The sequence below is a fragment of the Rhizobium sp. NLR8a genome (assembly GCF_019685235.1).
Lineage (GTDB): Bacteria > Pseudomonadota > Alphaproteobacteria > Rhizobiales > Rhizobiaceae > Rhizobium.
On sequence record NZ_JABDWI010000007.1, the window covers coordinates 113,194 to 139,475 of the forward strand.

Here is a 26,282-nt window from a genome sequence, read left to right on the forward strand (position 1 = left end):
ATGGCAAAAGGCATAGAAATCCGCGCGGCGCATTTTCCCGGCCGGGCTCCGATCGACACCTACGGCAATGGCGGTTTCCGTTTTGCCGACATGTCGCATCGCGGCTCGATCCTTTGCCTGCCCTCCGGCATTTACGGCTGGGACATGGACATGTCGAAGCCGCTGTCGCCTGAAAATTTCCGCCGTGTGCTTGATGAGGCTGATGATATCGAGGTTCTGCTCGTCGGCACCGGAACCGAGCTTCGCCGTCTGCCCGACGAATTGAAACAGGCGCTGAAGGCGCGGGGCATTTCTTCCGATCCGATGAGCACGGGTGCCGCGGTACGCACCTTCAACATCATGCTGTCGGAGCAGCGCGCCGTCGCGGCGGCGTTGATTGCGGTCTGACGATGGCTGATGCGAAGATAGCGACCAACCAGGACGTCTGCCTGGCGATGCTGCGCGACAATGATCGCGACCGATATCTCGCCTGTCTTCTGTCGCCGGAGGAGAAACGCGGCGCGCTAGCGGCCCTTTACGCGTTCAATGCGGAGCTTGCCCGCATCCGCGACCTTGTGCACGAGCCGCTGCCTGGCGAAGTGCGCATGCAATACTGGCGTGACCTGCTAGAAGGCGGCGCGCATGGCTCGACGGCCGCCAATCCCGTCGCCGCCGCACTTCTGACCGCGATCGAAACCCATCGCCTGCCGCGCAGGACGCTGCTCAATATGATCGACGCCCGCACCTTCGACCTCTACGACGATCCAATGGAGACGCGGGTCTCGCTCGAAGGTTATGCCGGAGAAACGGCCTCCGCGCTGATCCAGCTGGCAAGCCTCGTGCTTTCGCCGGAGGCCGCCCCGCGCTCGGCGGATGCCGCCGGCTATGCCGGCGTCGCACAGGCGATTGCCGGGCTGTTGCTGCTGATGCCGCTGCATCGCCGCCGCGGCCAGATCTATATTCCGCTGCAGATCCTTGCGGCCACCGGCCTCGATCGCGACGCCTTCCTCGCCGGCGAAGACCGGCCGCGCATCTCGGCCGCCATCGAGGCCTTCGCCGGCCTCGGCCTTGAGCATCTGGCAAAGGCGAGAGGGGCAGGGGCGATTGCACCAGCCGTGTTCCCGGCCTTCCTGCCCGCAACGCTGGCCGAACCGGTGCTGCTCAAGGCGCAGAGGCGGGGTGTTCTCCTGTTCGACCGGCCGCTGCAATCGCCGCAATGGCGCCGCCAGCTCAGAATGGCGCTGGCAGCGGGCCGCCGAAAAATCTGATATCGGTCAAATTCGCGCAAGTCTCGCGCACTACAAGGTCCTTACCACTATGCTTTGAACGGAGATTCGGCGTGGGCATTATCGTCTGGTGCGTCCTTTTCGCCATCGTCATCTTCTTTGCTTTCGTGGCCACACGCATGGCCGCGCAAAACAAGGAGGACAGTCTGCACGACACCGGTCTGGCCATCATCGAGTTCGGCCGCGCCTTTCCCAACGAGGCGATCCGCCAGCTGCAGGCGACGGAAAACGGTCAGGCGATCTTCGTGCGCCTGCACGACAACAAGGCCGGCCTCATGCGCAACATGGCACGCCATTTCTCTTGCCATCTGATCGAGCCCGGCCGCGTGCGTGCCGTAAGCACCGAGACGGGCAGGGGGTTGGCGATCGAATTTCTCGATGCGCCCAGCCACAATGGCAGATTCGAGTTTGCTTCGCCGAAGGAGGCTTCCGAAGTTGCGCTCTGGCTGCTCGGCAATTACATCGCCGAGCCGGATAAGGATCTGCCATCCGACAGTATTTCCGCGGCCAACAAGCAGTAGAACAGCTGCTTAGGCACTTTCGGCCAAGGTCGGTGTCTGACCGAGCCAGGCGGCGCAGTCTGCAAGCGCGCGACGTGCAATCAACTGCCGTTTCATGATCGTTTTGTCCTTGCCGCGAAAGCGCTTGAGGCCCTCGGGCTTGACGATCGAGCCGGGCTCGAGCTCCGGAAACAGCCCGAAATTGATGTTCATCGGCTGGAACGATCGCTTGCCCGGCTCCTCGTCGGTCACAATGTGCCCGCCGGTGATATGACCGAGCAGCGAACCGAGCGCCGTCGTCGCCGGCGGCAGCGAGATCGCCTCGCCCTTGCGTTCGGCAGCGGCGAAACGCCCGGCCATCAGACCCACGCTGGCGCTTTCCACATATCCCTCGCAGCCGGTGATCTGGCCCGCAAAACGCAGGCCCGGCCGTGATTTCAGCGTCAGCGACGGGTCGAGCAGAGTGGGGGAATTGATGTAGGTGTTGCGGTGCAGGCCGCCGAGTCGGGCAAAATCCGCGTTTTGAAGACCGGGAATCATCCGGAAGATTTCCGCCTGCGCGCCATATTTCAATTTCGTCTGGAAACCGACCATGTTGTAGAGGGTGCCGAGCGCGTTGTCCTGACGTAGCTGCACGACCGCATAGGCCTTGACGCTGGGGTTATGCGCATTCGTCAGCCCCATCGGCTTCATCGGCCCGTGGCGCAGCGTCTCGCGGCCGCGTTCGGCCATGACCTCGATCGGCAGGCAGCCGTCGAAATAGGGGGTGCCTTCCCATTCCTTGAAGCCGACCGTGTCGCCTGCGATCAACGCGTCGACGAAGGCGTTGTATTGCGCTTCGTCCATCGGGCAGTTGATGTAATCCTTGCCGGTGCCGCCGGGGCCGACCTTGTCGTAGCGCGACTGATACCAGCAGATATCCATGTCGATGCTCTCTCGGTAGACGATCGGAGCGATGGCGTCGAAAAAGGCGAGCGAATCCTCACCGGTCTCCGCCTGGATGGCGCTGGCGAGCGACGGCGCCGTCAGCGGTCCGGTGGCGACGATGGCAAGATCCCAGTCGCTTGGCGGCAGGCCGGTGACCTCTTCGCGCACGATGGTGATGAGCGGGTGGTCGTGGATGGCGCGGGTCACGGCATCCGAAAAGCCGTCGCGATCGACGGCGAGCGCGCCGCCGGCCGGTACCTGATGGCGGTCGGCAGCGGCCATGATCAGCGAGCCCGCCATGCGCATTTCCGCATGGATGACGCCGACGGCATTGCTTGTCGCATCGTCGGAACGGAAGGAATTGGAGCAGACGAGTTCGGCGAGATCGTCGGTCTTGTGCGCATCCGTGCCGCGCACGCCGCGCATCTCATGCAGGATGACGGGAACGCCCACACTGGCGATCTGCCACGCGGCTTCCGAACCGGCAAGCCCGCCGCCGACGACGTGGATAGGGGAGTAGGAAGAGATCGTGTTCATTCCGGGCTGATATCATGTCGGCAGGTGCGATCCAACACCCCGGAAGCAAAAACGGCGCCGATGATGGCGCCGTCTTGAAACATCGTGCCCGTTGCCAGAACCGCGATTAGCGGAAAGACCGGGATGCGATGTTGCGGATGTCGTAGCGGCTGACGCCGATATCGGACAGGGTCTGGTTCGACAGGCTGCCGAGTTCATTGAGTGTACGACGATAGCTGAGCCAGCTTTTTGCGATGCGGATCGGGTTCATTGTCTTCTTCCTCGAACAAATGTCCGCGGGACGGCGGGATCGCCTGTCTCTCTGCGGTTGATGTTTATATAGGCGATATCGGTCGCATTGTGCAGTGCAAATAAAAGGCGTCTGCCATGCAATTGTGCACGATGATGCTCTCAATTTGAGCGGTGAATAATTTTTAAGCGGGCGAAAGAGCTGGGAAGGTCGCAACCGGAGCGGCGGCGGATTGCGTGCAAATGAAAACGCCCGCTGCGGTGCAGCGGGCGTTTCAATCATTGGCGGATCTGCTCGGGAGGAAGCAGCGATCGACTTGAATTAGCGAGAAGAAGCCTCGCGGGCAACGCGGTGAATGTCCGAACGGTCGATGCCGAGGTCATGCAATTCGCGGTTGGTCATGCGGCCGAGTTCCGTGACCGTCTGACGATACTTGCGCCAGTTGTTGAAAGAGCGAGTGATGTTCATGTTGGGCCCCTTTCCGAGGGTTTGATCTGCCAGCAGCCACCGATCGGCGCTGAGCTCTATTTGATGGCTGGAATATATGTTGCGACGCGAAGAACGAAAACAGCCAAGTTTTCAAGTCACCCATGCGATCTGTGCAATGCTTTACACAATCTTACCGCAGTCTGGTCAACGAATAGGCAAAATAATCCCTGGAGAATTCTGCCTGTTCTCCCGCTCGCTCGGTCTTGCGATGAAGCAAAGCTGCCCCTCTCGCGATCGGCCCGACCGCGTTTTGCGCTGAGGCGCCAAGCTGTTCATTCATCCCAATGCCGGTGGCAAAGCAATGGGCTCGCGATGCGGTCCCATCAGTTCATGAGGCGGAGCTTCTAGTGCCAAGCTTTGCCGCCAGGGCTGTAATGCGAATGCCGATAAGTGGTTGAATTACAGGCTGTGTTGTCGTCAAAATAAAACGCCCGCCGGGGGAGGATCCGGCGGGCGCATTATATTGACTGGCAACTGGGAGGAGGAGTGTTGCCAGTCTATCGCAACGCGCTTGGGAGGAGGAGTGCGCGGCTGCGAATCTCGTCACGAACAAAACATCCGCGGGCTTCCGGGGAAACCGGGCCGGGGCGCCATCCCCGTGCTTGGTTGAATCGACAAATAGTATGACTAATTGATATTTTGCAGTGCAATAAATACATGAGGGGTATGCGAAAACCGCATACCTTTCCTTCATGCACTCATATTAGCAGTTCCGACGTTACCGGCCGGTTAATATCTGACCCAAATTAGACCAGTGAGGAATTTGCATGTTTGTCGCCGGGCGGGCGTTTGCGAAGCCGCCCGCTGCGGCTATAACGATGGAAGCCGTAGCGCCGGCGTGCGTCACGGAAATGAGGGATGAGGCATGTATCGCGGCAGATTGGAGCGGGATCTCTCGCTCTGGGTGGGCAAGGGTCTGATTGGAGAGGAAGCGGCGGCCAAGCTTCTCGCCGAATATGACAGCCGCCCGGCAAGCTTTAGCCTAGGCCGGGTGTTGATGGCGCTGGCGGCGGTGTTGCTTGCCGCCGCCGTCCTGCTGGTCGTCGCGTCCAACTGGGAGGCCATTCCGCGGCTCGTCCGCGTCGGCGCCATTCTCGCCCTGATTTGGGCTGTGCACATTGCAGCCGCCTCCATGTTTGCCCGGGGTGCGACAGCAGCAGCAAGCGGGCTGCTGGTCATCGGCGCGATGAGCTTCGGTGGCGCGATTTCGCTGGTCGGGCAGATGTATCATCTCTCCGGCGACGAGCAGACGGTGATGTATCTCTGGTTCGCGATTGCGACGATCTCGGCGATCCTGTTCCGTTCGGGCGCGGTCGTCGTCGTCGCAGGCTTTCTCTCCTGGGCGTCCTTTGCCGTCTATCTCGAGAGCAACGACACGCATTGGATCGGATTTGATCCCTGGATGGCGCCGGTCATGGCGGTGATCACAGTCGCTCTGGTGCGTTACACCGGTGCCGAGCGCGCCCGTCATCTCGCTTATCTGCTGCTGATCGGCTGGCTCGCCTGGCTCTACGCTCTTTATGAGGAGATTGCGGTGGCGCTCGCCTTCGCGATCGGCGGAATGGCGGTGTTCGCGCTGACGGCGTTGCCGCACCCCCGCATCGCTTCGCTCGTCAGGAGTGCCGGCGCAGCGCCGGCATTCTACAGCTTTCTCGTCGCCGTAGTCGGCTTGCTGCTGCTGCATATCGAGATTGAACAAGGCTGGCGGCTGGTGGTGCTCGGGGTGGCGACGCTCGCTGCCGCCGTGCTGGCTATTGCCCTGCACGGCAGGGATAATGGCGCGGTGCGTTATCTCGCCTACACGACCTTTGCCGCGGAGATGCTCTATCTCGCCTCCGTTACCGTCGGCTCGATCCTCGGCACGTCGAGCCTCTTCCTGTTCTCCGGTCTCGTAGTGGCGCTCGTCGCCTGGATCGTCATCCGTCTCGAACGGCGCTTTTCGCGGGAGGCGCGCGCATGAGCTCGTTGATGGCTAGGCTGCAGTCCGGCAAAGGATATCTTATTTCGGCGATCATCGTCGCCGGCTTGCAGACTTTAATCCTCGGCACGATCATTCAGAGCCGTGCGTCGATCCTCAGCAGCGGCGCTGAGGTCCTGCTGAAGACCGCCCCGGTCGATCCTCGCGATTTCCTGCGCGGTGATTATGTCGTCTTGAATTACGACATTTCCACCGTGCCGGTACAGACGATCTCCGGTGGCGTTCCCGCAGAACCCGGCGAACGCACGCTGTGGGTCCGGTTGAGGAAGCAGGCGGACGGTTTCTGGACGGTGAGCGAATCGTCTTTCCAGGCGCTGCCGCCGCAGCCGGAGACGGTGATCCTGCGCAGCAAGCCTTTCTACAGCGGCGGGCTGGCCGCGGGCGACAGCATGCGGGTCGAATACGGCATCGAGCGCTATTATGTTCCGGAAGGTCAGGGCAAACCGATCGAGGAGGCCCGCAACGATGGCAACGTCGCCATAGCGGTGAGGGTCTCGCCGGATGGAAGCGCGCAGATTCGCAGCCTGATCGTCGACGGCAAGGCGGTTTACGACGAACCGCTTTTCTGATCTCCGGCGCCTTCGGGGCAGCGCGGTTTTCGGGCCTTGAACAGCCCGTCATTGGACGTTCATTTTTCCTTTGCCTCGACCAAATCGGGTGATATAGAGACGCCGCGCTCCGGAAGGCCTCATGCGCAGGCATAGGCATGCGGTTCTGTGAACGCGGGTATGGTGAAATTGGTAGACACGCCAGATTTAGGTTCTGGTGCCGCAAGGCGTGGGAGTTCAAGTCTCTCTACCCGCACCAGGCTGTTTGCAGGGGGAGACTAAGAAGTTAGTTATCCCCGATACCCGGGAAGCGAGTGCCGTTCCCCCTTGGGTGGAATGATGCAGGAATTGGGAAAAGCCACGCGCGGCACGCTGCCGGCGTCGTGCTCATAGAAACGAACGGCGTCTGGGCACGGCCGCCACGACATGAAGGTAGGAAGACATGCAGGTTATCGAAACGCTCGCTGAAGGGCTGAAGCGCGAAATCAAGGTCGTTATCCCGGCCAAGGACATGGAAGACAAGATGAATGAGCGTCTTGCCGACGTAAAGGACAAGGTCCGCATCAACGGCTTCCGTCCGGGCAAGGTTCCCGCTGCTCACCTGAAGAAGGTTTACGGCAAGTCGATCATGGCCGACCTCGTCAACGAGATCGTCCGCGAACAGCCGGCCGCCATTCTGTCCAGCCGCGGCGAAAAGTCGGCCACCCAGCCGGAAATCGCCATGACTGAGGACAAGGACGAGGCCGACAAAATCCTTTCCGCCCAGCAGGATTTCGAATTCACGCTCTCCTATGAAGTGCTGCCGCCTATCGAGCTGAAGTCCGTCAAGGGCATCAAGGTTACGCGCGAAGTCATCGACATCTCGGATGAGGAAGTCAACGAACAGGTTCTGAAGGTCGCCGAAAGCGCCCGTTCCTACGAGAGCAAGACCGGCAAGGCTGCCAACGGCGACCGCATCACCATGGATTATGTCGGCAAGGTCGACGGTGAGGCCTTCGAAGGCGGCACCGATCAGGGCGCCGAACTGGTGATCGGCTCCGGCCGCTTCATCCCGGGCTTCGAAGACCAGCTCGTCGGCGTCAAGGCTGGCGAAGACAAGACCATCACCGTGACCTTCCCGGCCGACTATCCGGCCAAGAACCTTGCCGGCAAGGAAGCGACCTTCGACATCACGGTCAAGGACGTCGCAGCCCCCGGCGCCGTCGAAATCAACGACGAACTCGCCTCCAAGCTTGGCATCGAATCCGCCGATCGCCTGAAGGAAATCGTCCGTGGCCAGATCGAATCGCAGTACGGCTCGCTGACCCGCCAGAAGCTGAAGCGTCAGATCCTCGACCAGCTCGACGAGATGTACAAGTTCGAGACCCCGGCTTCGCTCGTCGATGCCGAGTACAACGGCATCTGGAGCCAGGTGAACAACGATCTCGCTCAGTCAGGCAAGACCTTCGAGGACGAAGACACGACCGAAGAGAAGGCGCGTGAGGAATACAAGACGCTCGCCGAGCGTCGCGTCCGCCTCGGCCTCGTTCTCTCCGAAATCGGCGAAAAGGCCGGCGTCGAAGTCACCGAAGACGAGATGCAGCGCGCGATCTACGATCAGCTGCGCCAGTATCCCGGCCAGGAAAAGCAGATCCTCGAATTCTTCCGCAGCCAGCCGGGTGCCGCCGCTTCGATCCGCGCGCCGATCTTCGAAGAGAAGGTCATCGATCACCTGCTGACCGAAATCGACGTCACCGACAAGAAGGTGACGAAGGAAGAACTGCTCGCCGAGGAGGAAGGCGAGACGAAGGCCGAGACCAAGAAGGCCGCGCCGAAGAAGAAGGCTGCCGCCAAGGCCGAAGCTGCCGACGGCGGTGAAGGCGAAGAAGCCGCACCGAAGAAGAAGGCTGCACCGAAGAAGAAGGCGGCTGACGAAAGCGCCGAATAATCGCTTTTCAGTTCTGAAACTTGTGAAGGCCCCGCCGTCGTGCGGGGCTTTTTCTTTTCGGGTCATCCGGACGGGGTACTCGACGCCCTCTCCGTCCTGGTGTTATCTTCGCTGGCAACAACAAATAGTTGAGCAAACTGCAAGCATGTCGCCCGGGATGACGACATGCATAAAAAACAAGAGCGTTGGGTAATGGAGGACCTGAAAATGACCGCAAAGAATGACATGAAGACGCTGGTAGAGGAAATCTATTCTGTGCGTGGTCGTGGCGACATCGAGGGTACGCTTGCGCTGTTCGGCGAGGGTTGTACCTTTCGCATGGTCGGCAATGCACGGCTGGCGCCTTTGACGACCGAATCGAGCGGGCATGACTTTCGCCAAACGATAACGCAGCTTATCGCGGCATGGGATCTATCCAAGGTCAGGACGACCGGCATCTATGTGGATGAGGATGAGCAGATGGTCTTTGCCCATCGTGAAGGCGAGGTCAGACACATCCCATCGGGCGTAACCTTCTCTACGGAATTCGTCGACAAGATCCATTTCCAGGATGGCAAACCGGTCAAGATCGTCGAATTCGTCGACACGCTACAAGTGGCCGAGACGAGCCGGATGATCCAAATCGCATAGAGCGTGGCGCGTCTCTGGAAGATCGCGACGCGCTTAGCCGAATCAAAGTCGGAGGCTCCAAGCTTCGCCTTGATGTCGCCTGTGCTCTCCGGCCGGCGGGGAGTCGGCCGCTATTGCAAGAATTTCCGCTTAATGCCCCGTCAGTTGCGCGACTTTCCTGACATGGCTGACGGCTGCGGCGCCGCCGGCGGTCTGGGTGAAGAGGTGGAGCGTTTCTTCTTCGTCGTCGGCGACGGGCGTCAGAGCCTGATCCATATAGGTCTTCGACTTGGCATCCCGTGAAATCAGGAAGGCCGAAATCGTCAGTCCGATAATCGTGCCCGCGAGCGAGGCATGTTTGCGGACGGTGTCCCAGGCAAAACGGGGCCAGAAGACCAGCGGATGTTCGCGCGGCAGTTCCGGGCGCCGCTCCGACGGCGTCTTCAAGCGCAAGAGGCCGCTCTGCAACGGATGCACGTTTTCCAGTGGCACCGTGGTTGCGAAGGAGACGAGTACCTTGACGAGCCTTGCGAGCGGAACCCCGGTCGCCACGGCGCGGCGCAGCAGCGTCTTCATGTGATCAGGTGAATAATAGAGCGACCAGGCCTCATGGTAGATCTCTTCCCATTCCTGCTTGCTCATCTTGGGATGGGCGGTGCAGACATGCTCGACATCGTAGATATTGAGGTCGCCATTCATTTCCACGCCCTTCTTCCAGAGAACCTGATGGTCCTCGGAGCCGGGCAGCGGCGTCAGGATGAAGAATTCGATGACGTCGAGCGGCAGCTCTTCCTGGATGATGGCGATGTCACGGCGGATCGAGTCCGGCGTGTCGGCGGGGAAGCCCAGGATGTAGCCGGCAAGCGTCATGATGCCCTGTGCTTTCCAGGCGAGCAGCATCTTGCGGTACTCGGTGATCTTGTTCTGGTTCTTCTTGGCGGCCGTCAGATTATCCGGATTGACGTTTTCGAGGCCGATGAAGACACGGGTGACGCCGGCGCGCTTGGATTTCTCGATGAAATTGGGGATCTTATGGCAGAGCGTATCCACCTGGATCATCAGGCCGAGCGGAATGCCGTCCCGCTCCTTGAGTTCGATCAGCCGGTCGAAAATCGCCTCCCAATCCCTGTTGCGGGCGAAATTGTCGTCGGTGATGAAGAACTTGTGAATGCCCTGCGCCCAGTTCATCCGCACCAGCTTCTCGACATCGTCGGCCGAGCGGAAACGCGATTTTCGCCCCTGCACGTTGATGATGGTGCAGAAGGAGCACTGGTAGGGACAGCCGCGTCCGGCATCGAAGCTGGTGCTGAGGCCGAGCGTGCGCTGGATATTGTCCTTCGGCAGGAAAGGAACGGGGGTGCCGCCGATGCCGGGAAGGTCGTTCATGAAATTATAAAGCGGCTTCAGCTCGCCGGCGGCAGCATCGCGCAGCACCATGTCCAGCCGCCCCTCGGCCTCGCCGGCGAACATCGAGATGCCCATATCGCGGCAGGCATCGAGCCCGACCGCTTTGCCGTCGAGCATCGACAGGCAACCGGACACATGGAAGCCGCCCATCGAGACCGGCAGGCCGGCATTGCGGAAGGGGCGGGCGATGTCGAGTGCGCGCGGATATTGGTTGGACTGGACGCCGACCAGCGCGACCATGCCGAAATTGCCGTGGCGCCTGAACTGGGCGAGCAGCCCGGGAAAATCGATCCGCGTATTGGTTTCATCGATTACGGTAATGTCGATCGCGGTATCGGGTCCGAGCACCTTGCGCTCGGCGCATTCGGCGGCGATGCCGTAGAGGGCCGCAAGCGAATTGGACGGGATCATCGCCCGCCACCAGCGGATGACGTAGCCATCGTCGTCATAATGCGACGGCTTAATCAGGATCAGCTGAAAACGTCGGCGCGCGGCTTCCGGGACATGGGACAAGAGTATCTATCTTTCTTAGAAGCTTTTGCGAGGAGACAAAATGGCATTGAAGGCAAATATCAGGCACGGCGTAAGGATACGAACCATCGGGCTTCAAACTCGGCCATACAAATCAGCACCGGCGCGATACTCCACGCGGGTTCTCAACCATCAATATACTACATGATGTCAAGCAGCAATGCGCGGTGGTCGGATACCTCCGGCGCCTCGACCACCTCGAATTTGGCGATATTCACCCCCGGTGTCACAAGCATGTAGTCGGCATATCGACCCTCTTTGAGATAGTAGGAGGTTCGCGTGTCTACAAGGCCGTTTCCGGTGACGAGATCGGAAAGCCCAAGTCCGGCGAGAATCGCAAAGGTTGTGCTGTCAGGCAAAACGTTAAAGTCGCCGCAGACGACGAGCCCCTCGTCGCCGGGCCAGACGCGCTCGATGAGCCGGACCAGCGCTGTAGCCTGCTCCTGACGCGCGGCCGTATCGCCCTTGCCGGCGGGATCGCGCAGGCCGTGCATGTGGACGATGGTGACGGTCGAAGCGTGCTCGTGGCTGAACAGACGGATGCAATGGGCGTTGCGCGGTCTGGGATGTTCACCCCAGCCATCGGCGGAAAAACCGCCATGCACGAAGTCCAGCGCCTGGGCGATGACGGAATGTGATTTGCGGACGAAGGTCGCCAGCCCGAATTCAGCGACAATGACGGCGTCGCCGTCGAAGAGCTCGCCTCTCGATGTCGGGCAGAAGAAGCCGTCGTGGCCGGGCAGGGCGGCGCCGATCTCATCGAAGAGGTTGGCGCGCTGCGGCAGTTCCAACCCCGCATCCCGGTATATCGACCATCCGTGGTCGGCATTCGGCGTCCGCAGCACCTCCTGCAGGCACAGCACATCAGGGTTGGCATGCCTGATATAGGCGATCAGGGCCCCGTGCAGTCGGCCGCCCCATGCATTCAGCGAAATGATGCGCAAGCTCTCGGCTCCATCTTAGCTGGCGGAATCAGATGGTGGCGCCGCCTTCAGAGTTCCGACTTGATGTCGCCCATCCGGTTCCAGGCGTCGAGGCCGGCGATCTTGTAGGCTTCGGCGAGCGTCGGATAGTTGAAGGTGTTTTCGACGAAATATTCGACCGTGCCTTTCAGATTGAGCACCGCCTGGCCGATATGCACCAGCTCGGTGGCGCCCTCGCCGACGATATGCACGCCGAGCAGTCGGCGGGTCTTCAGCGAGAAGATCAGCTTCAGAAGCCCGGTATCGAGGCCCATGATGTGGCCGCGCGAGGTTTCGCGGAAGCGGGCAATGCCGCATTCATAGGCGATGCCGCGCTCCTTCATCTCCTCTTCGGTCAAACCGCAGGTCGAGATTTCCGGCACCGCATAGATGCCGTAGGGGAAATATTTCTGCGGCTCCTTGGCGACCGCGCCGATCGCCACGCGCGCGGCGATGCGGCCCTGTTCCATCGAGGTCGAGGCAAGGCTTGGAAAGCCGACCACGTCGCCGGCGGCATAGATGTTTGCAACCGATGTCTGGAAGGTCTCCGGATTGACCTTGAGACGGCCGCGGCTGTCGGCCCCCAGTCCAATGGCCGGAAGGTTCAGCGCGTCGGTGGCTCCCATACGTCCGGCGGCAAAGAGCACCATGTCGGTCACAAGATGGCGGCCGTTGTCGAGCGTCAGCTGGACCTTGCCGCTATCGAGCCGCTCGACCTTCTCGGCCTTCGTGCCGAGCAGCAGCTTCATATTGCGGTCGCGCAGCTGATAGGTGAAATCCTCGACGATTTCCTTATCGATAAAGTCGAGCATGGTCGACTTTGGATCGATCACGGTCACGGCAGTATCAAGCGCCGAGAAGATCGTCGCATATTCGATGCCGATAACGCCGGCGCCGATGACGACCATGGTGCGCGGCAATTCTTCGATATCAAGCAACTCGTCGCTGTCGAGCACGGTCTTGCCATCGAACGGCATATAGTCCGGCCGGAAAGGCTTCGTGCCCACGGCAAGCAGGATACTGGCGCCGCTGACCGTCAGCGCTTCGCCATCATCCTTGATGACCTGCAAGGTGGTGGAATCGATGAAACTCGCTTTGCCGCGCATGTGGTGGACACGGTTTCGGGCGAACTGATGCTCGAGCACCTCCACTTCATGGTTGAGCGTAATCAAGAGGCGACGACGCAGGTCTTCCGCACTGATCTCCTGCTTGACGCGGTAGGATCGCCCATAGAAGCCGCGCTCGCGCCAGCCGGAGAGATTAAGCGCGGTCTCGCGCAGCGTCTTCGAAGGGATGGTGCCGGTATGGACGGACACGCCGCCGACGCGCTTGCCCTGTTCGATGACAAGCACTTTCTTGCCGAGTTTCGCAGCCTGGATCGCGCCGCGGCGCCCTGCGGGACCGCTACCCACCACAACGAGATCGTACTGAAACATCCTCTAGCCTCGGATTGGAAATGGAATCATTTGCGACAAAAATGTCGCTCCTCTATCGGTAGCCGGTCAATGTTACAGATTGTTTTACGGCTGCCGATTCAGCCGGACCTGTGCTTTTCAGATCAGGTCCAGCCCTTTCAAGCTCACATGGCCGTCCTTGCCGATGATGATGTGGTCGTCGACAGTGATATCAAGTGCCTTCGCCGCGTCGGTGATCACCTTCGTCATATCGATGTCAGCGCGCGACGGTTGTTTATGCGCGAGTGATGTAATCCGTGGAAATATCGCTCACTCCAGTGACCCCGAGCAGCGCCATATTGCTATGCAGTTCCGTTTTCAGGATATCCGCCGCTCTGAGCACGCCCGGTAGCCCCGCGACGGCTGCAGCATAAAGGAACGGCCTGCCCACAAACACGAAACAGGCGCCAAGCGCGAGGGCCTTCATGATATCCGTTCCACGCCGGATGCCGCCGTCGATCATGACGGCAATGCTGTCTCCAACGCGTGCTGCAATCTCCGGAAGGACCTGAAGGGGGGATGCGGTGCCGTCGAGCTGGCGGCCGCCATGATTGGAGACGATCACTCCATCCGCGCCGGCATCTGCAGCCCGTGCCGCGTCTTCAGGATGCATGATCCCCTTGACCACGAGTTTGCCGGACCACCGCTTGCGTATCCGCTCCAGGTGGCTCCAATTGAGATGGTCACGCTTGCCGAAATCGCGCGTGACGTTCGAGGAGATGATCGGCGCGCCTCTTGTGGCGTAGGAATTTTCAAAATGCGGAATGCCGTGCCGGACGATCGTGCGCAGGAATGTACCGGTTGTCCAGCGTGGATGCGAGATGCCCTGCCATGCCAAGCGGAGCCCGGGACGCAAAGGCGTCGAAAACCCCGCCCTTACATTATTTTCGCGATTGGGCAGCGTGGCGGTATCCACGGTCAGCAGAAGGGTGGCGAGGCCGGCCGCGGCGACCCGATCGATGAGAGCGTCGATGCGGTCGGGTTCGCCGGGGAGATAGGCCTGAAACCATGCTTGTGGCGAAACCGCCGCGATCTCTTCCAGCGGGATGAGTGACGAACCGCTTATAATCATCGGGATTCCCGATTGGTCCGCTCCTTGCGCGAGCACAATGTCCCCCCGGTAGGCCATCAGCGCGCTGATCCCCATCGGCGCAATGCCGAACGGTGCGGCATAGTTTTTGCCGAAGAGGCTCGTCTCAGTGCTGCGCCTCGAGACGTCCCGAAGTACACGAGGCCGAAAGGCATAGGCCTTGAAGGCCTCTGCGTTATGCCGCAGCGACGCGTTGGTCTCGGTCGCGCCGGCGATATAACCGAACAGAGGCTTCGGCAGATGCCGCCGTGCCCTCATTTCAAAGTCATCGAGGCAGAGCGCATCGCGGCAGAGCCGGGTCGATCGATCAGTGTTACCGCTGGAGATCGTCATGAAGCTTTATCTTCTTGGTATTTCGGGCGGGTATTGTTCAGCGAGTGGCGGCGCAGGATTGCATAGAATCCCGCGCCGGCGACCTCTGTCAACTGAAGCTTTCCGCAGTGTTCGCTTGCCTCGGATGCTTGCCTGCGACCTCCGGTCGAACGGCAGAATGAGCGTCGGCAGCTGCCGCCGGGAAGAACAGCAGAGCGCCGCTGATCGGACCGCCGGTCCAGCGCGCGCTCGGCCGCGACCTTTCCGTGCAGGAATGTCGCTAATTATCCGTCAATAGAGTAAACCGACGTCTGTCGCTCCGCTCGCGCGCCAACTGCCCCGCCGCTGCGCAGAGATCGGGCGCATAGAGCTGGCAAGTTTTTCGCTTTTCGATTCCCCTATCAATCAGATCCAGAAGTCGTGCAGGTGCGATGTCGGGCGGCGCGGCAATGCGACCGGTGACGACGTGTTTCTCCATTTTCTCATGATCGGCGTGATCGATGTCGGGGTTGCGCCAGCAATTTGCGCACATGATCCTAAAGTTTTCGGTGTGTGAATAGATAATGGCGTCCTCGTCCAATTCCCCGCTTAGATCGATCAGTTGCCCTGCTGTCTCTTGCGTGCCCGCGAAAGCAAAAAACTGGTAGTTCCGGCGCACAAGCGTTGCCAGATGCGGGAAGACCGGGACCTCTTGTTCACCGTAGGTATGATACGTAATCGGAGCGCCGTCCATGAGGACGACATCGCCATAGTCGACGCCGAGACTGCCGAACAGTACGCTGCGAATAATGCCATGACATGGACTTAAACGCTCGATCCATACGGTCTCCTCCTCCCCTGGATCATCCGAGTCCGCCGTCCGCTCAGCAAGAGGCCGCTGGGCAAGTCTCACCTTGCAGGCCGCATACCCGCCTTCCGGTAACCCGAACCGCCCAAGCTCGATCTTCTGACCCATCCGCTTCCACACGTCCAAAGCGGTCTCGGCGTCCCCTGCGCCCGTGGCGCAGATTCCAAGGTTCCACTCGGTGCTGTCGATAACCTCCCGCTGCAAGCTTGCAGCAGCCAGGCCCGCCGCTACGCCTTCTGCGAATCTGCCCCGCGTCTTGTAGAAAAGGCCCAAATTGTATTGATGCGCGCTGTTCCGTGGATCGATTTCCGTCAGTTTCCGGAGACTGTTCTCGGCGATTGCATCCATTTGGCGTGCCATCATTCGCGCCGACGTGGCGAGCCCGCGCAGTATCTGCTCCTGTTCAGGCCGCCCGTCATGAAGCTTGGCTAAGCGGTCCAGCGTCGCGACCATCGACTGAAATATCGGGTGTTCCGGCGGTGGCGCGTTCAGATCATCGATGTCGCGGACGGATTCCAGGCATAGTCCGATCGCCGAAAGGAGATCGATATTGTCTTCGTGGGCATCTGCGATCTCGGAAAGAACGTCTGTTGCGTCTTCTCTTGCGAGGCTTTGTTGGTCAACTATCCATAACAATGCCATCGCGGCCTCAGTCTGGCGACGCTGGGCTTTTCGAAATGGTTGGATCTTCTGCCATGCCGCCGACGTGCGGCCCGCCTGTCCTTCTGCAACGACGTCACGCGCTATCGCGTCGATCTCATCGGAAGTGAGAACAGCATTGGGACCATTCGACATGTCGTCTCCGTGGAGGGCTTCGGGGCGGACGATAGTTATGTAGTCGCGTCTCAGCGTAGGGGGATTACATCAACTTCAGCCCCTTCAGGCTGACATGGCCGTCCTTGCCGATGATGATGTGGTCGTGGACGGCGATATCGAGCGCCTTGGCCGCCTCGACGATCACCTTCGTCATGTCGATGTCGGCGCGCGAGGGCGTCGGATCGCCGGAGGGATGATTGTGGACGAGGATGATCGCCGTTGCCGACAGTTCGAGCGCGCGTTTGACCACCTCGCGGGGATAGACCGGCGTATGGTCGACCGTGCCGCGGCCCTGCACCTCGTCGGCGATCAGCACGTTGCGCTTGTCGAGGAACAGGATGCGGAATTGTTCTCGTGTCTCGTGCGCCATGGCGGCGTGGCAATACTGGATGACCGAGGTCCAGGAGGAGAGAACCTGCTTGCTTCTGATCTCGCTCTTCAGGGTCCGGTGAGTGACGGTGGCGATCAGTTTCAAATCGAGGGCGACATTCTCGCCGACGCCCTTCACCTCCGTCAGGAGACCAGCCGGCGCGCCAAAGACGCCGGAAAGCGAGCCGAATCGTTCGATGAGCGCCTTGGCGATCGGCTTGGTGTCACGTCGCGGGATCAGCCGAAAAAGCAGGAGTTCGAGGATTTCGTAATCGGCGAGCGCCGTATCGCCCAGCTCCCGGAAGCGGTCACGCAGCCGCTCGCGATGGCCGTGATAATGTTCCGGCCCGGAAAGCGAGGCGGGTAGGGAGGTCAGTGCGTTCGGCGCGGCTGGTTTTTGCGGCCGGCCGCCGAAGAACGAGCGTTCGTCGGCAACAGGCTCTTCAGTCTCGAAAGGCAGCGTGTCGTCGGAAGATGTCGCAACAGGCCGCTTCGCCATCAGATCGTCACCTGGCAAGCGGCGGCAATCCGGGCCGGTCGAGGCCACCCGGTGACAGCGTGAAGATTTCGCAGCCCTCGGCGGTGACGCCGACCGTGTGTTCATACTGGGCTGAAAGCGAACGGTCGCGGGTCACGGCCGTCCAGCCGTCGGCGAGCACCTTTACATGCGGCCGGCCGAGATTGATCATCGGCTCGATGGTGAAGATCATGCCTTCGCGCAGCTCCGGCCCTTCATTGGCGCGGCCATAATGCAGGATGTTCGGCGAATCGTGGAACAGCCGGCCGACGCCGTGGCCGCAGAAATCGCGCACCACCGAACAGCGCTCGGCTTCCGCATAGGTCTGGATCGCCTCGCCGATCGCGCCGGTGCGGGCGCCTGGCCTGACGGCTGATATGCCGCGCATCAGGGATTCATAGGTGACTTCCAGCAACCGTTCGGCGGCGCGCTTGATCGTGCCGACCGGATACATGCGGCTCGAATCGCCATGCCAGCCGTCGAGCACGAAGGTAACGTCGATATTGACGATGTCGCCCTCGCGCAGCGGCTTGTCGTTCGGAATGCCGTGGCAGACGACGTGATTGATCGAGGTGCAGGTGGATTTGGTGTAGCCGCGATAATTCAGCGTCGCCGGATACGCGCCGTGATCCATGCCGAAATCGAATACGAATCGGTCGATCTCGTCGGTGAGCAGGCCGGGCCTGACGATATCGGCGAGTGCATCGAGGCAGCGCGCGGTCAGCTGGCACGCCTTGCGCATGCCTTCGAACGCCTGCGCATCGTAAAGCCGGATGGCGCCCGTATTCTTCGGCGGCGCGGAGGAGGCTTCGATATAATTCACCATTGCAGGGCCTTAGCGGGGATTGTTAGATTTGTTCATAATGCAGCTATGCCGGGTTCGTCCATCGCGATCAACCGTCGGGACGAGATTTCTGAAGGGTTTCGTGCCGCCTTTCGCGCCCATGCGACGCCGGATTCTGAGTGCTGGAGGAAATATCCACAGTCTTCCCAAGGGGATAGGATTGATCGGATAAGGTCTCCCCGCTACTCACCGATTGGTGACAGTGGGGAACGGTCGGTGATGCTGAATGAAGCTGAAAATCTTGATAATTCGATGGAGGTCGGCGCGGAGCCGGAACGGCGCGTGCGCGATCGCGGCGCCACCGAGCGCGCCATCCTTGCCGCCGCCAAGGGCCTGCTGGCGCAGGAGGGCTTCCAGAATTTCGGCATCAATGCGGTCGCCCGCCGCGCCGGCTGCGACAAGCAGCTGATCTACCGCTACTATGGCGGCCTTGACGGTTTGGTCGAGGCGATCGGCGCGGATCTCGGCACATGGGTGAGGGATCGCATTCCGGAAGATGCCGGCGGCATGTTCATGCTCACCTATGGCGATCTGATGGAGCGACTGGCGCTTCTGCTGCTCGACGCCTTGAGAAATGATCCGCTGATGCGCCGCATCCTCGCCTGGGAAGTATCGGAAAACACCGAGCAGGTGAGGCGGTTGTCCGAGGCCCGTTCGAAGGCTCTCGCCCTTTGGCTGGATCGCATGCGCGGTTCGCTGGCGCCGCCAAAGGGCATGGATGCGGCAGCCGTCAATGCCGTCGTCATCGCGGCAATCCAGCACCTCGTGCTTTCCGGCGCAGCCGGCGGCCAGTGCGCGGGCCTGTCGCTGAAGACGTCGAAGGACTGGGAGAAGGCCGCGACGGCACTGAAGCGTCTCGTGCGCGGCGTCTACGGCTGACCCCCTTTCATCCACGGGCCCCATTCATCCACAGGGAGGAGGCGCGGCGTTAACCTTAACGAATGGTTTACGTTGCGTGGGGCTGGTTAACCCGACAGTGTGGCGGGGAGCAGAGATGATACGAGTGAGAACCTGCGAGTTGACGCCCATGGGAAGCAAGATCGCCAAAGCCGCAATTCTGGTGACGGCAATGATGTTCTTCGCAGTCCTGGCGCTGGATATCGCAATTCCGACGCTGGTGCTTTGCATCATGGCATTGTCGACCTGGCTGGTTTCCCTCGGTCTGCCCGTCGCCCGCAAGCAGGGAGGAGAAGCCGCATGAGGTGGTTTCTGATCTTCTGGGCCGGTCCCATCGTCTTTCTGGGCGCATGGTACTGGCTCTCCTATTACGACATGAATTTCGGCATCTTCATGCTGACGCGGCAGGTCCATGACCTGACCTTCGCGATCTATGGCGAAGCCCTCGGTGTGCCGCCGGAGACCATCCCGCCGCTCGTTGCCCGCGCCATTGCGGTGGATAGCCTCGTCGTCTTCGCCATCATGGGCTTCAGAAAGCGCAAGTTGATCGCCGCCTGGTGGAAGGCGCGTCAGGCGCTGAATTCGTCTCCCGCAGACCTTGCGAGCGAGGACAGCCTGTCGAGGGCGCCCTGAAGGATGAAGCTTGCCGCGGCCGAATCGATCCGTTCGGCCCGCTTGGCGCGCGAAACGTCCATTTCTATGAGCGTCCGTTCGGCCGCGACCGTCGAAAGCCGTTCGTCCCAATAGACGAAGGGCAGCACCGTTTTCTGCTCCATGTTGCGCACGAAGGCGCGCGTCGCCTGCACGCGCGGCCCCGCCGATCCGTCCATATTCATCGGCAGGCCGATGATGAAGCCGGCAACCTTTTCCGCCATCGCGAAGTCCAGCAGCGCCTGCGCGTCGATCGTGAACTTGACGCGGCGGATCACCGGACGTGGCGTGGCGAAACGCCGGCCGAGATCCGACATCGAAATCCCGATCGTCTTGGTGCCGAGATCGAGCCCGGCGATCGCCTGCCCGGGAGCAAGGATTTCGGCCATTTCCTCGATCGTCAGCACCGTCATTGCCGTTTCATCCCGTCAAAAAGAAATTGAAGCCGCCGCCGCTTTCCTTTGCCGGCGCATGAGATATGTCCTTACCATCGAAATCCAGTTTTGCATCACGTGAGGATAGATTTCATGAAGATCACCTGGCTTGGCCATTCCGCCTTCCGCATCGAGACATCAAAGGCGAAGATCCTGCTCGATCCCTTCCTCAGCCATAACGCCTCCTTTTCCGGCCAGGACATCAAGGATGTGTCGGCAGGCATCACCCATATCCTGCTGACCCACGGCCATGGCGACCATGTCGGCGACACCGTGGCGCTTGCCAGGGAGACGGGTGCGGTCGTTCTTGCCAATGCCGATCTCGCCGCTTGGCTCGGCTCCAAGGGCGTCGACAGGATCGAGATGGGCAACACCGGCGGTACGGTCACGTTCGGCGGCTTCTCCGCGACGTTCACCAATGCGCTGCATTCCTCGGCCCAGATCACCGAGGACGGCGTCTCGCATGCGCTCGGCAACGCCAATGGTCTGATGCTGCATTTCGACGACGAAGCCTCGATCTTCGCCATGGGCGACACCGACATCTTCTCCGACATGGCGCTGATCAACGAGTTGCACCAGCCCGATATCGGCTTCGTGCCGATCGGCGACCGCTTCACCATGGGCGGCGCGGTGGCGGCACTCGCCTGCCAGCGCTATTTCAGCTTCAAGACCGCGATCCCCTGCCATTACGGCACCTTCCCGATCATCGACCAGACGGCCGACAAATTCGTTGCCGGCATGGAGGGGTCGAAGACTGAGGCGAGGGCGCTGAAGCCTGCCGAGAGCCTGTCGATCTGACGAAACCCCGTTGCACCGGGCGGACATGGCCTTTATAGCGGGTAGGAAAAATCCTATCCGGAGAATGCCATGTCCGTCGATCTTGCCACCGTGAAGCGCGTCGCCAAACTTGCTCGTATTGCCGTCTCCGAGGATGAGGCAAATCGCATGGTCGGCGAGCTGAACGGCATCCTCGGCTTCGTCGAGCAGCTCTCCGAAGTCAACGTCGATGGCGTCGAGGCGATGACGTCGGTGACCCCGATGGCGATGAAGAAGCGGACCGACGAGGTGACCGATGGCAACAAGGCCGCCGATATCGTCGCCAATGCGCCCGTCACCGACCATAATTTCTTCCTGGTGCCGAAAGTCGTCGAATAAGGCTTCGAAGGCCTCTTTCCGCCCCTGTTGCCATTTTCAAGACCGAAGCGAAAACACGATGAGCGAACTCACCAGCCTGACCATTGCCGAAGCCCGCGAGAAGCTCCGCGCCAAGGAAATCACCGCAATCGAACTGACTGAAGCCTATATTTCGGCGATCGATGCGGCCAATGACCGGCTGAATGCCTACGTAAAAACAACGCCGGATCTCGCCCGCGTCATGGCCAGGAAGTCCGACGAGCGGATTGCAGCTGGCTCGGCGGGCGAGCTCGAAGGCATCCCGCTCGGCATCAAGGATCTCTTCGCCACCGTCGGCGTCCACACCCAGGCCTGCAGCCATATTCTCGATGGTTTCGAGCCGCGTTACGAGTCGACCGTGACGCAGAACCTCTGGGATGATGGCGCCGTCATGCTCGGCAAGCTGAACATGGACGAATTCGCCATGGGCTCGTCCAACGAGACGTCCTATTACGGCCCGGTGATCAATCCCTGGCGGGCAGAGGGCTCCAACCAGCAACTCGTCCCGGGCGGCTCCTCCGGCGGCTCGGCCGCTGCTGTTGCCGCCCATCTTTGCGCCGGCGCCACCGCGACCGATACCGGCGGCTCGATCCGCCAGCCGGCCGCCTTCACCGGCACCGTCGGCATCAAGCCGACCTATGGCCGCTGCTCGCGCTGGGGCACCGTCGCCTTTGCTTCCTCGCTCGACCAGGCAGGCCCGATCGCCCGTGATGTGCGCGACGCCGCGATCCTGCTGAAGTCGATGGCAAGCGTCGACGCGAAGGACACCACATCCGTCGATCTGCCGGTGCCCGATTATGAGGCCGTCCTCGGTCAGTCGCTGAAGGGCATGAAGATCGGCATTCCGAACGAATACCGCGTCGACGGCATGCCTGAGGAGATCGAGACCCTGTGGCGCCAGGGCATTGCCTGGCTGAAGGATGCCGGCGCCGAGATCGTCGATATCTCCCTGCCGCACACCAAATACGCGCTTCCGGCCTATTACATCGTCGCGCCCGCCGAGGCGTCCTCGAACCTCGCGCGGTACGACGGCGTGCGCTACGGCCTGCGCGTCGACGGCAAGGATATCGTCGACATGTACGAAAAGACGCGCGCCGCCGGTTTCGGCAAGGAAGTCAAGCGCCGCATCATGATCGGCACCTACGTGCTGTCGGCCGGCTACTACGACGCCTATTACATCCGCGCCCAGAAGGTCCGCACGCTGATCAAGCGCGATTTCGAATTGGCCTTCGATGCCGGCGTCGACGCCATCCTGACGCCGGCGACGCCGTCCTCCGCCTTCGGCGTTGCTGACGAAAACCTCGCCGCCGATCCGGTGAAGATGTATCTGAACGACATCTTCACGGTGACGGTCAACATGGCGGGCCTGCCCGGCATCGCCGTTCCCGCCGGCCTCGACCAGAAGGGCCTGCCGCTCGGCCTGCAGCTGATCGGCAAGGCCTTCGACGAGGAAACCCTCTTCAAGACCGCCTACGTCATCGAGCAGGCTGCCGGCAAGTTTACGCCGGCCAAGTGGTGGTAACGGGTCTCACGATCCGAAAGATAGCCTTTGCCGACCACGAAACGGTCGGCGCCGTCGGCTTTGCCTCATGGGCCGCAGCCGATGCCTTCGACCACAGTTATCGCGACCCCGATGTGATTGCCAGAGTCAGGCAAGAGTTCACAGTGTTTCCGCGAGAGACAAAAGGTGAGATCTTCGTTGCCGAACTCGACGCGGAGATCGTCGGCTGGGGCGCACGTGAAGGCCAACCCAACTATGTGTCCGATCTCTGGGTGCATCCCAATCATCAGGGCAAGGGGTTGGGCGGGGCTCTGCTGTTGCATCTGTGCGAGCTGATGACGGCCGAAGGACTGACGACCGCCCGGATCGACACGCATGCCAGGAACATAGGCGCGATCCGGCTTTACAAACGCTGCGGTTTCACCATCATCTGGCACGGTATCGAATTCTCCAGGAGCATGGGCGTCCCGCTCGAAAAGGTGCATCTGGAGAAGCAGGTAGGCTGAGCAACAGCCGAAACTGGGAGGGCTTCATGGCAGGCAATGATCTTATGCGCCTGATCGATGCAATCGATCGCCTTGCTGCCGGCGGCTTCGCCATGGGCGCTGATTGGCAGGCGGTTCACGATATCTGTCAGCGCCACGAAGGCGAACAGCCGTTCGACTGGGGCCACGCCCTCTGCCATCGCATCGAGGGCGATGACTGGAATGCCGACTACTGGTATCGCCGCGCCGGCAAGACCCGCGGCACGGGCACGATCGCCGACGAATGGGCGGCGATGCGGGCGGAATTGTCTGCAAAGGCTTGAGCTTTGCCCTGACCGTGCCGGTTTAAGGCGCGGCCAGAGTGAGTTGGTCGCCGACCTATCTATTGTCCAGCTGCGACCTGACAGACCCCCGGCCGCGATGGGCTCCTTGTCTCCCGCGTCAAAGGATGCGCTGCAGCCGACAGTCTTCAACCTGCCAAGGCTGTTGTGCAAATTCTTTTGAGAAGTACGGTTTGGCCAGAAATGCTGGATTGATGAACGTGATCAACAGCATCTCAACTGCATATGCTGGAGCAAAGCAACGTGGGCCGATCTGTTGAAACAAGTTGGCTATCCGGGGTACTAAAATGGCGATGCTGAGAATCGGCGATATTATCGAGATCAACACCGCGAAAGGACTAGCTTATGCGCATTACGCGCACAAGCATAAGCAATATGGTGCGTTGCTTCGGGTGTTTAGGAAATTTTTTGATACACGGCCGGACAGTTTTGCCGATTTAGTAAACAGCCGGCCATTGTTTATGTGTTTCTTTCCGCTAAGCGCAGCGGTTGATCGAGGTATTGTGTCAATTGTTGGCAATGTGCCGCTGCCATCTGACGCCACGAAATTCCCGACGTTCCGTGCCGGTGTTGTAGACCCGGCTACGCGGAAGGTGGGCGTGTGGTGGCTGTGGGATGGTGAAAAGGAATGGCGGATCGGGCAGTTATCTGCTGAACAGCATCAGCTGTCGATTCGTGGGGTGTGGAACGATACGTTGTTGGTCGAGCGAATTGAATCTGGTTGGACGCCGGAAATAGATTCGGCGTGACATAGAGCTTTCATCCGGGGCGCGACTCTTTCGGAAACATTGTCGGTTTCGAGGTGAAAACATCAATGTCTGATACGGTGAAGCTTGATCGTAGCTAAGGTTCTGAAAAATATTTCTGTAATGCAATTTGGTGGCGCTTCGAAATTCGGCCCAGTTAACAGTGTTGCTTACAAAACCATGTGTGATGGCTGTGCTCCAGTCGATGCGCCAAGCGCCGTTCTTCGTCCTTTCTTATCTGAGAGCAAGATACTGTTCGACGAGATTGTGAAGTGATGGGAGCGGCGCCTAAATGTTTCTAGAAGAAATCACATCTGCGCTAGATGAAAAAATGGGGCAGATAGGCTTCATTAAAGTATCAAAATTCTTATACTGCCGTAGCAATGATGGCGAGACGGAGAGTTTTGTCGAATGGAATTTATTTGGGCGACCCGTCAACAATCTAGCATGTGATTTTGGACTGCGGAACATTGCCGCGTTTAGTTTTGCAGAAAAGTGCTTGAAACACTACGGCGGGAGAAACAGTAGGGTGGAAGGCCGGTTTAATCAGCGGTGCCAATTGGGGCAATACTACTCATGGGGAGAACGGTCATCGCTGCGGTTGAGTGACCATGCCGGGAATTTGGAGTTAGTGCTTGAGAAGGCTCAAGCCGACATTCACCGCTTCGACCGAGAGCTGGGAGGGTTTTTGATCTCGAAGGACAAACTTTGCGATCTTCTGATAAGTGATTACAAATGGATGCCGTGGGACTGGTGTAATGGCGCGGCAAGGGCTGCGGAATATGCCTATCTCGCTTCAAGCATCGGCGGCACAAGCCCAGGTGTAATACGTGCTGCTCTTAGGCCGTACGAGAATGTAAACATCAGATCCGGCCTAGATCGCTCTGTTGAAGTTCGCGAGTATTTGGATAACGTGTTCCGGGATCTAGGCGCGATATCAACGTGATTAATGGTATCGCGAAGTCTAATCGTGAATATACTTGAGCCCAGCGCATCCCCATTGGGATCAGACTTATTGCCGGGATCGTTTTCGGAGTAGCTGTATCGGTTCGTCCCGACGCTCTCCTCGGTATCGGATCCCAATCATCCGGGGAGATTAACCGGCCGAAGGCTGGATCGTAGTATCTGGCATTGAGATACATCAGGCCGGTTTCGGGATCGAAGCGTTCGCCGATATAGCTCTTCTTGGTCTGGAAGCTGGTGTTGGTGGCTTCGCCATAGGCGGCGTAGCCGGTCTGTTCGATACGGTAGCCGCTTTCGTTGGTCACCTGCCGCACCGAGGCGTAATAATCCGAGCGTGAGACGTGCTTTGACGAGATTGAGCGAATGACAGCAAGGTTGGGACGTGTGAATGAGGTGGTTTACCTGGTTCACGTTTTCGAAGGGAAATGGAATATGCACAATCCTCAAGCGATCTATCTGGAACTAAGTTCTGGAATATCCTTCACCCTTCGTTGCGGAGCCGATGGAGAATCATTGCAAATCGCTCACGGCAAGGTCGCTATGGCGGAGAGAGACATGGGCGAACTTGGCCAGGAAAGGCTAGTTAACGCAACAAGAAGGGGTGGTTGGGAAAATATCTCCGGCCAAGACATTGATTTCCTAGGGGTGATCAAAGGTCAATATGCTATCGAAGGTATCGTGTTTCAGAGCTCCCAATCTGAGCTGTTTGTTATGAATAGGGGGGACGAGCTTGTGATCTATAATCAAGCGCCCCAAAATATTCTCAGTGAAGAAGGTTTGACAGTATCTCCGTTGGATGGAGCGAGTAGCTCGCCGGATTAGGTTCAGGACAGGGTGAATCTAATCATTTGCGGGCAGCGAGGAAGGAGTCTTAAGTCGGACTTGTAGTATTTCGCGGCTTACCGCCTTCGGCCGGCTTTTTGCCAACGGCAA

General features: G+C 59.9%; 31 protein-coding genes, 1 tRNA gene and 1 pseudogene. 19 read left to right on the forward strand and 14 right to left on the reverse strand.

All coding sequences use genetic code 11. From position 1 onward, the window contains the following. From HJC04_RS14785 to HJC04_RS14795, 3 genes are all read left to right on the forward strand, one after another. The gene (locus HJC04_RS14785) at positions 1-387 is read left to right on the forward strand and encodes an Mth938-like domain-containing protein (protein WP_184452546.1); all 387 of its coding nucleotides are present in this window, start codon (positions 1-3) and stop codon (positions 385-387) included. 2 nt (positions 388-389) lie between these two features. Continuing rightward, a complete protein-coding gene (locus tag HJC04_RS14790) occupies positions 390-1,247 on the forward strand; it encodes a phytoene/squalene synthase family protein (RefSeq protein WP_221146542.1) in 858 nt (285 codons plus the stop codon). Positions 1,248-1,318: 71 nt separating this feature from the next. Beyond that, the gene (locus HJC04_RS14795; protein ID WP_210628117.1) at positions 1,319-1,786 is read left to right on the forward strand and encodes a hypothetical protein; all 468 of its coding nucleotides are present in this window, start codon (positions 1,319-1,321) and stop codon (positions 1,784-1,786) included. A gap of 9 nt (positions 1,787-1,795) precedes the next feature. Here HJC04_RS14795 and trmFO read toward each other — a convergent pair whose 3' ends face one another. From trmFO to HJC04_RS14810, 3 genes are all read right to left on the reverse strand, one after another. Then, on the reverse strand, positions 1,796-3,229 hold the full coding sequence (trmFO, locus tag HJC04_RS14800) for a methylenetetrahydrofolate--tRNA-(uracil(54)-C(5))-methyltransferase (FADH(2)-oxidizing) TrmFO (protein WP_221146543.1): 1,434 nt from the start codon (positions 3,227-3,229) through the stop codon (positions 1,796-1,798). A gap of 106 nt (positions 3,230-3,335) precedes the next feature. Continuing rightward, on the reverse strand, positions 3,336-3,479 hold the full coding sequence (locus HJC04_RS32225) for a DUF1127 domain-containing protein (protein WP_004678841.1): 144 nt from the start codon (positions 3,477-3,479) through the stop codon (positions 3,336-3,338). 300 nt (positions 3,480-3,779) lie between these two features. Next, positions 3,780-3,926: a DUF1127 domain-containing protein gene (locus tag HJC04_RS14810; protein WP_004678838.1), complete on the reverse strand. Its 147-nt coding sequence runs from the start codon at positions 3,924-3,926 to the stop codon at positions 3,780-3,782. 886 nt (positions 3,927-4,812) lie between these two features. On the opposite strand from HJC04_RS14810, the gene HJC04_RS14815 reads away from it, so the two are divergent. From HJC04_RS14815 to HJC04_RS14835, 5 genes are all read left to right on the forward strand, one after another. Then, complete coding sequence (locus tag HJC04_RS14815) at positions 4,813-5,907, forward strand: DUF2157 domain-containing protein (RefSeq protein WP_221146544.1); 1,095 nt, start codon at positions 4,813-4,815, stop codon at positions 5,905-5,907. After that, entirely contained in the window at positions 5,904-6,494 is a 591-nt protein-coding gene (locus HJC04_RS14820) for a GDYXXLXY domain-containing protein (protein WP_210628114.1), read from the forward strand. The genes HJC04_RS14815 and HJC04_RS14820 overlap by 4 nt, the downstream gene beginning before the upstream one ends. Before the next feature lie 153 nt (positions 6,495-6,647). Then, positions 6,648-6,732 (forward strand) — tRNA-Leu (locus HJC04_RS14825). A gap of 183 nt (positions 6,733-6,915) precedes the next feature. Further along, complete coding sequence (tig, locus tag HJC04_RS14830; RefSeq protein WP_221146545.1) at positions 6,916-8,400, forward strand: trigger factor; 1,485 nt, start codon at positions 6,916-6,918, stop codon at positions 8,398-8,400. A gap of 207 nt (positions 8,401-8,607) precedes the next feature. Then, entirely contained in the window at positions 8,608-9,030 is a 423-nt protein-coding gene (locus tag HJC04_RS14835; RefSeq protein ID WP_210628112.1) for a nuclear transport factor 2 family protein, read from the forward strand. Positions 9,031-9,159: 129 nt separating this feature from the next. Here HJC04_RS14835 and HJC04_RS14840 read toward each other — a convergent pair whose 3' ends face one another. The 8 genes and pseudogenes from HJC04_RS14840 to map all read right to left on the reverse strand — a co-directional run bounded on the left by HJC04_RS14840 (position 9,160) and on the right by map (position 18,140). Continuing rightward, positions 9,160-10,929: a radical SAM protein gene (locus HJC04_RS14840; protein WP_210628111.1), complete on the reverse strand. Its 1,770-nt coding sequence runs from the start codon at positions 10,927-10,929 to the stop codon at positions 9,160-9,162. Positions 10,930-11,087: 158 nt separating this feature from the next. Beyond that, entirely contained in the window at positions 11,088-11,891 is an 804-nt protein-coding gene (locus HJC04_RS14845; protein ID WP_210628110.1) for an endonuclease/exonuclease/phosphatase family protein, read from the reverse strand. 47 nt (positions 11,892-11,938) lie between these two features. Continuing rightward, the gene (gene sthA, locus HJC04_RS14850; RefSeq protein ID WP_210628109.1) at positions 11,939-13,345 is read right to left on the reverse strand and encodes a Si-specific NAD(P)(+) transhydrogenase; all 1,407 of its coding nucleotides are present in this window, start codon (positions 13,343-13,345) and stop codon (positions 11,939-11,941) included. Positions 13,346-13,462: 117 nt separating this feature from the next. Beyond that, positions 13,463-13,594, reverse strand: a pseudogene (locus HJC04_RS14855) (JAB domain-containing protein); the annotation flags it as partial. Between the two features lie 4 nt (positions 13,595-13,598). Further along, entirely contained in the window at positions 13,599-14,786 is a 1,188-nt protein-coding gene (locus HJC04_RS14860) for an alpha-hydroxy acid oxidase (protein ID WP_210628108.1), read from the reverse strand. A gap of 259 nt (positions 14,787-15,045) precedes the next feature. Further along, on the reverse strand, positions 15,046-16,407 hold the full coding sequence (locus HJC04_RS14865) for a prenyltransferase (RefSeq protein WP_210628107.1): 1,362 nt from the start codon (positions 16,405-16,407) through the stop codon (positions 15,046-15,048). Positions 16,408-16,471: 64 nt separating this feature from the next. Beyond that, entirely contained in the window at positions 16,472-17,296 is an 825-nt protein-coding gene (gene radC, locus HJC04_RS14870) for a RadC family protein (protein ID WP_210628106.1), read from the reverse strand. A gap of 7 nt (positions 17,297-17,303) precedes the next feature. Further along, positions 17,304-18,140, reverse strand: coding sequence for a type I methionyl aminopeptidase (gene map / locus HJC04_RS14875; protein ID WP_210628105.1), 837 nt, complete (start codon positions 18,138-18,140; stop codon positions 17,304-17,306). 237 nt (positions 18,141-18,377) lie between these two features. Here map and HJC04_RS14880 point away from each other — a divergent pair, with 237 nt between their 5' ends. The 3 genes from HJC04_RS14880 (at position 18,378) to HJC04_RS14890 (ending at position 19,688) form a co-directional block, all read left to right on the forward strand. Further along, positions 18,378-19,037: a TetR/AcrR family transcriptional regulator gene (locus HJC04_RS14880; RefSeq protein ID WP_210628104.1), complete on the forward strand. Its 660-nt coding sequence runs from the start codon at positions 18,378-18,380 to the stop codon at positions 19,035-19,037. 115 nt (positions 19,038-19,152) lie between these two features. Continuing rightward, positions 19,153-19,359, forward strand: coding sequence for a hypothetical protein (locus HJC04_RS14885; RefSeq protein WP_221146628.1), 207 nt, complete (start codon positions 19,153-19,155; stop codon positions 19,357-19,359). Continuing rightward, a complete protein-coding gene (locus HJC04_RS14890; RefSeq protein ID WP_210628102.1) occupies positions 19,356-19,688 on the forward strand; it encodes a DUF6105 family protein in 333 nt (110 codons plus the stop codon). Before HJC04_RS14885 ends, HJC04_RS14890 begins: the two co-directional genes overlap by 4 nt. Here the strand turns inward: HJC04_RS14890 and ruvX are convergent. Then, positions 19,625-20,119 (reverse strand): Holliday junction resolvase RuvX, encoded by a 495-nt coding sequence (gene ruvX, locus HJC04_RS14895; protein ID WP_210628101.1) that lies wholly within the window; start codon positions 20,117-20,119, stop codon positions 19,625-19,627. The genes HJC04_RS14890 and ruvX overlap by 64 nt on opposite strands. 114 nt (positions 20,120-20,233) lie before the next feature. Here ruvX and HJC04_RS14900 point away from each other — a divergent pair, with 114 nt between their 5' ends. From HJC04_RS14900 to HJC04_RS14920, 5 genes are all read left to right on the forward strand, one after another. Continuing rightward, positions 20,234-20,938, forward strand: coding sequence for a metal-dependent hydrolase (locus tag HJC04_RS14900; protein WP_210628100.1), 705 nt, complete (start codon positions 20,234-20,236; stop codon positions 20,936-20,938). 69 nt (positions 20,939-21,007) lie between these two features. Next, entirely contained in the window at positions 21,008-21,295 is a 288-nt protein-coding gene (gene gatC, locus HJC04_RS14905) for an Asp-tRNA(Asn)/Glu-tRNA(Gln) amidotransferase subunit GatC (protein WP_009992749.1), read from the forward strand. A 58-nt stretch (positions 21,296-21,353) separates the two neighbouring features. Beyond that, a complete protein-coding gene (gene gatA, locus HJC04_RS14910) occupies positions 21,354-22,835 on the forward strand; it encodes an Asp-tRNA(Asn)/Glu-tRNA(Gln) amidotransferase subunit GatA (protein WP_210628099.1) in 1,482 nt (493 codons plus the stop codon). After that, positions 22,826-23,320, forward strand: a complete 495-nt coding sequence (locus HJC04_RS14915) for a GNAT family N-acetyltransferase (protein ID WP_210628098.1) — start codon at positions 22,826-22,828, stop codon at positions 23,318-23,320. The genes gatA and HJC04_RS14915 overlap by 10 nt, the downstream gene beginning before the upstream one ends. 26 nt (positions 23,321-23,346) lie before the next feature. Next, complete coding sequence (locus HJC04_RS14920) at positions 23,347-23,622, forward strand: hypothetical protein (protein ID WP_210628097.1); 276 nt, start codon at positions 23,347-23,349, stop codon at positions 23,620-23,622. 118 nt (positions 23,623-23,740) lie between these two features. Here the strand turns inward: HJC04_RS14920 and HJC04_RS14925 are convergent, their stop codons facing one another. Continuing rightward, complete coding sequence (locus HJC04_RS14925) at positions 23,741-23,905, reverse strand: hypothetical protein (protein ID WP_221122832.1); 165 nt, start codon at positions 23,903-23,905, stop codon at positions 23,741-23,743. Between the two features lie 22 nt (positions 23,906-23,927). Here HJC04_RS14925 and HJC04_RS14930 point away from each other — a divergent pair, with 22 nt between their 5' ends. Continuing rightward, the gene (locus tag HJC04_RS14930; RefSeq protein ID WP_221122833.1) at positions 23,928-24,389 is read left to right on the forward strand and encodes a hypothetical protein; all 462 of its coding nucleotides are present in this window, start codon (positions 23,928-23,930) and stop codon (positions 24,387-24,389) included. 289 nt (positions 24,390-24,678) lie between these two features. Then, a complete protein-coding gene (locus HJC04_RS14935) occupies positions 24,679-25,332 on the forward strand; it encodes a hypothetical protein (protein ID WP_221122876.1) in 654 nt (217 codons plus the stop codon). Here HJC04_RS14935 and HJC04_RS32230 read toward each other — a convergent pair. Continuing rightward, positions 25,250-25,663, reverse strand: a complete 414-nt coding sequence (locus tag HJC04_RS32230) for an RHS repeat-associated core domain-containing protein (RefSeq protein WP_405048884.1) — start codon at positions 25,661-25,663, stop codon at positions 25,250-25,252. The genes HJC04_RS14935 and HJC04_RS32230 overlap by 83 nt on opposite strands. A 49-nt stretch (positions 25,664-25,712) precedes the next feature. Here HJC04_RS32230 and HJC04_RS14945 point away from each other — a divergent pair, with 49 nt between their 5' ends. Beyond that, the gene (locus tag HJC04_RS14945; RefSeq protein ID WP_221122835.1) at positions 25,713-26,171 is read left to right on the forward strand and encodes a hypothetical protein; all 459 of its coding nucleotides are present in this window, start codon (positions 25,713-25,715) and stop codon (positions 26,169-26,171) included. Positions 26,172-26,282 lie beyond the last annotated feature (111 nt).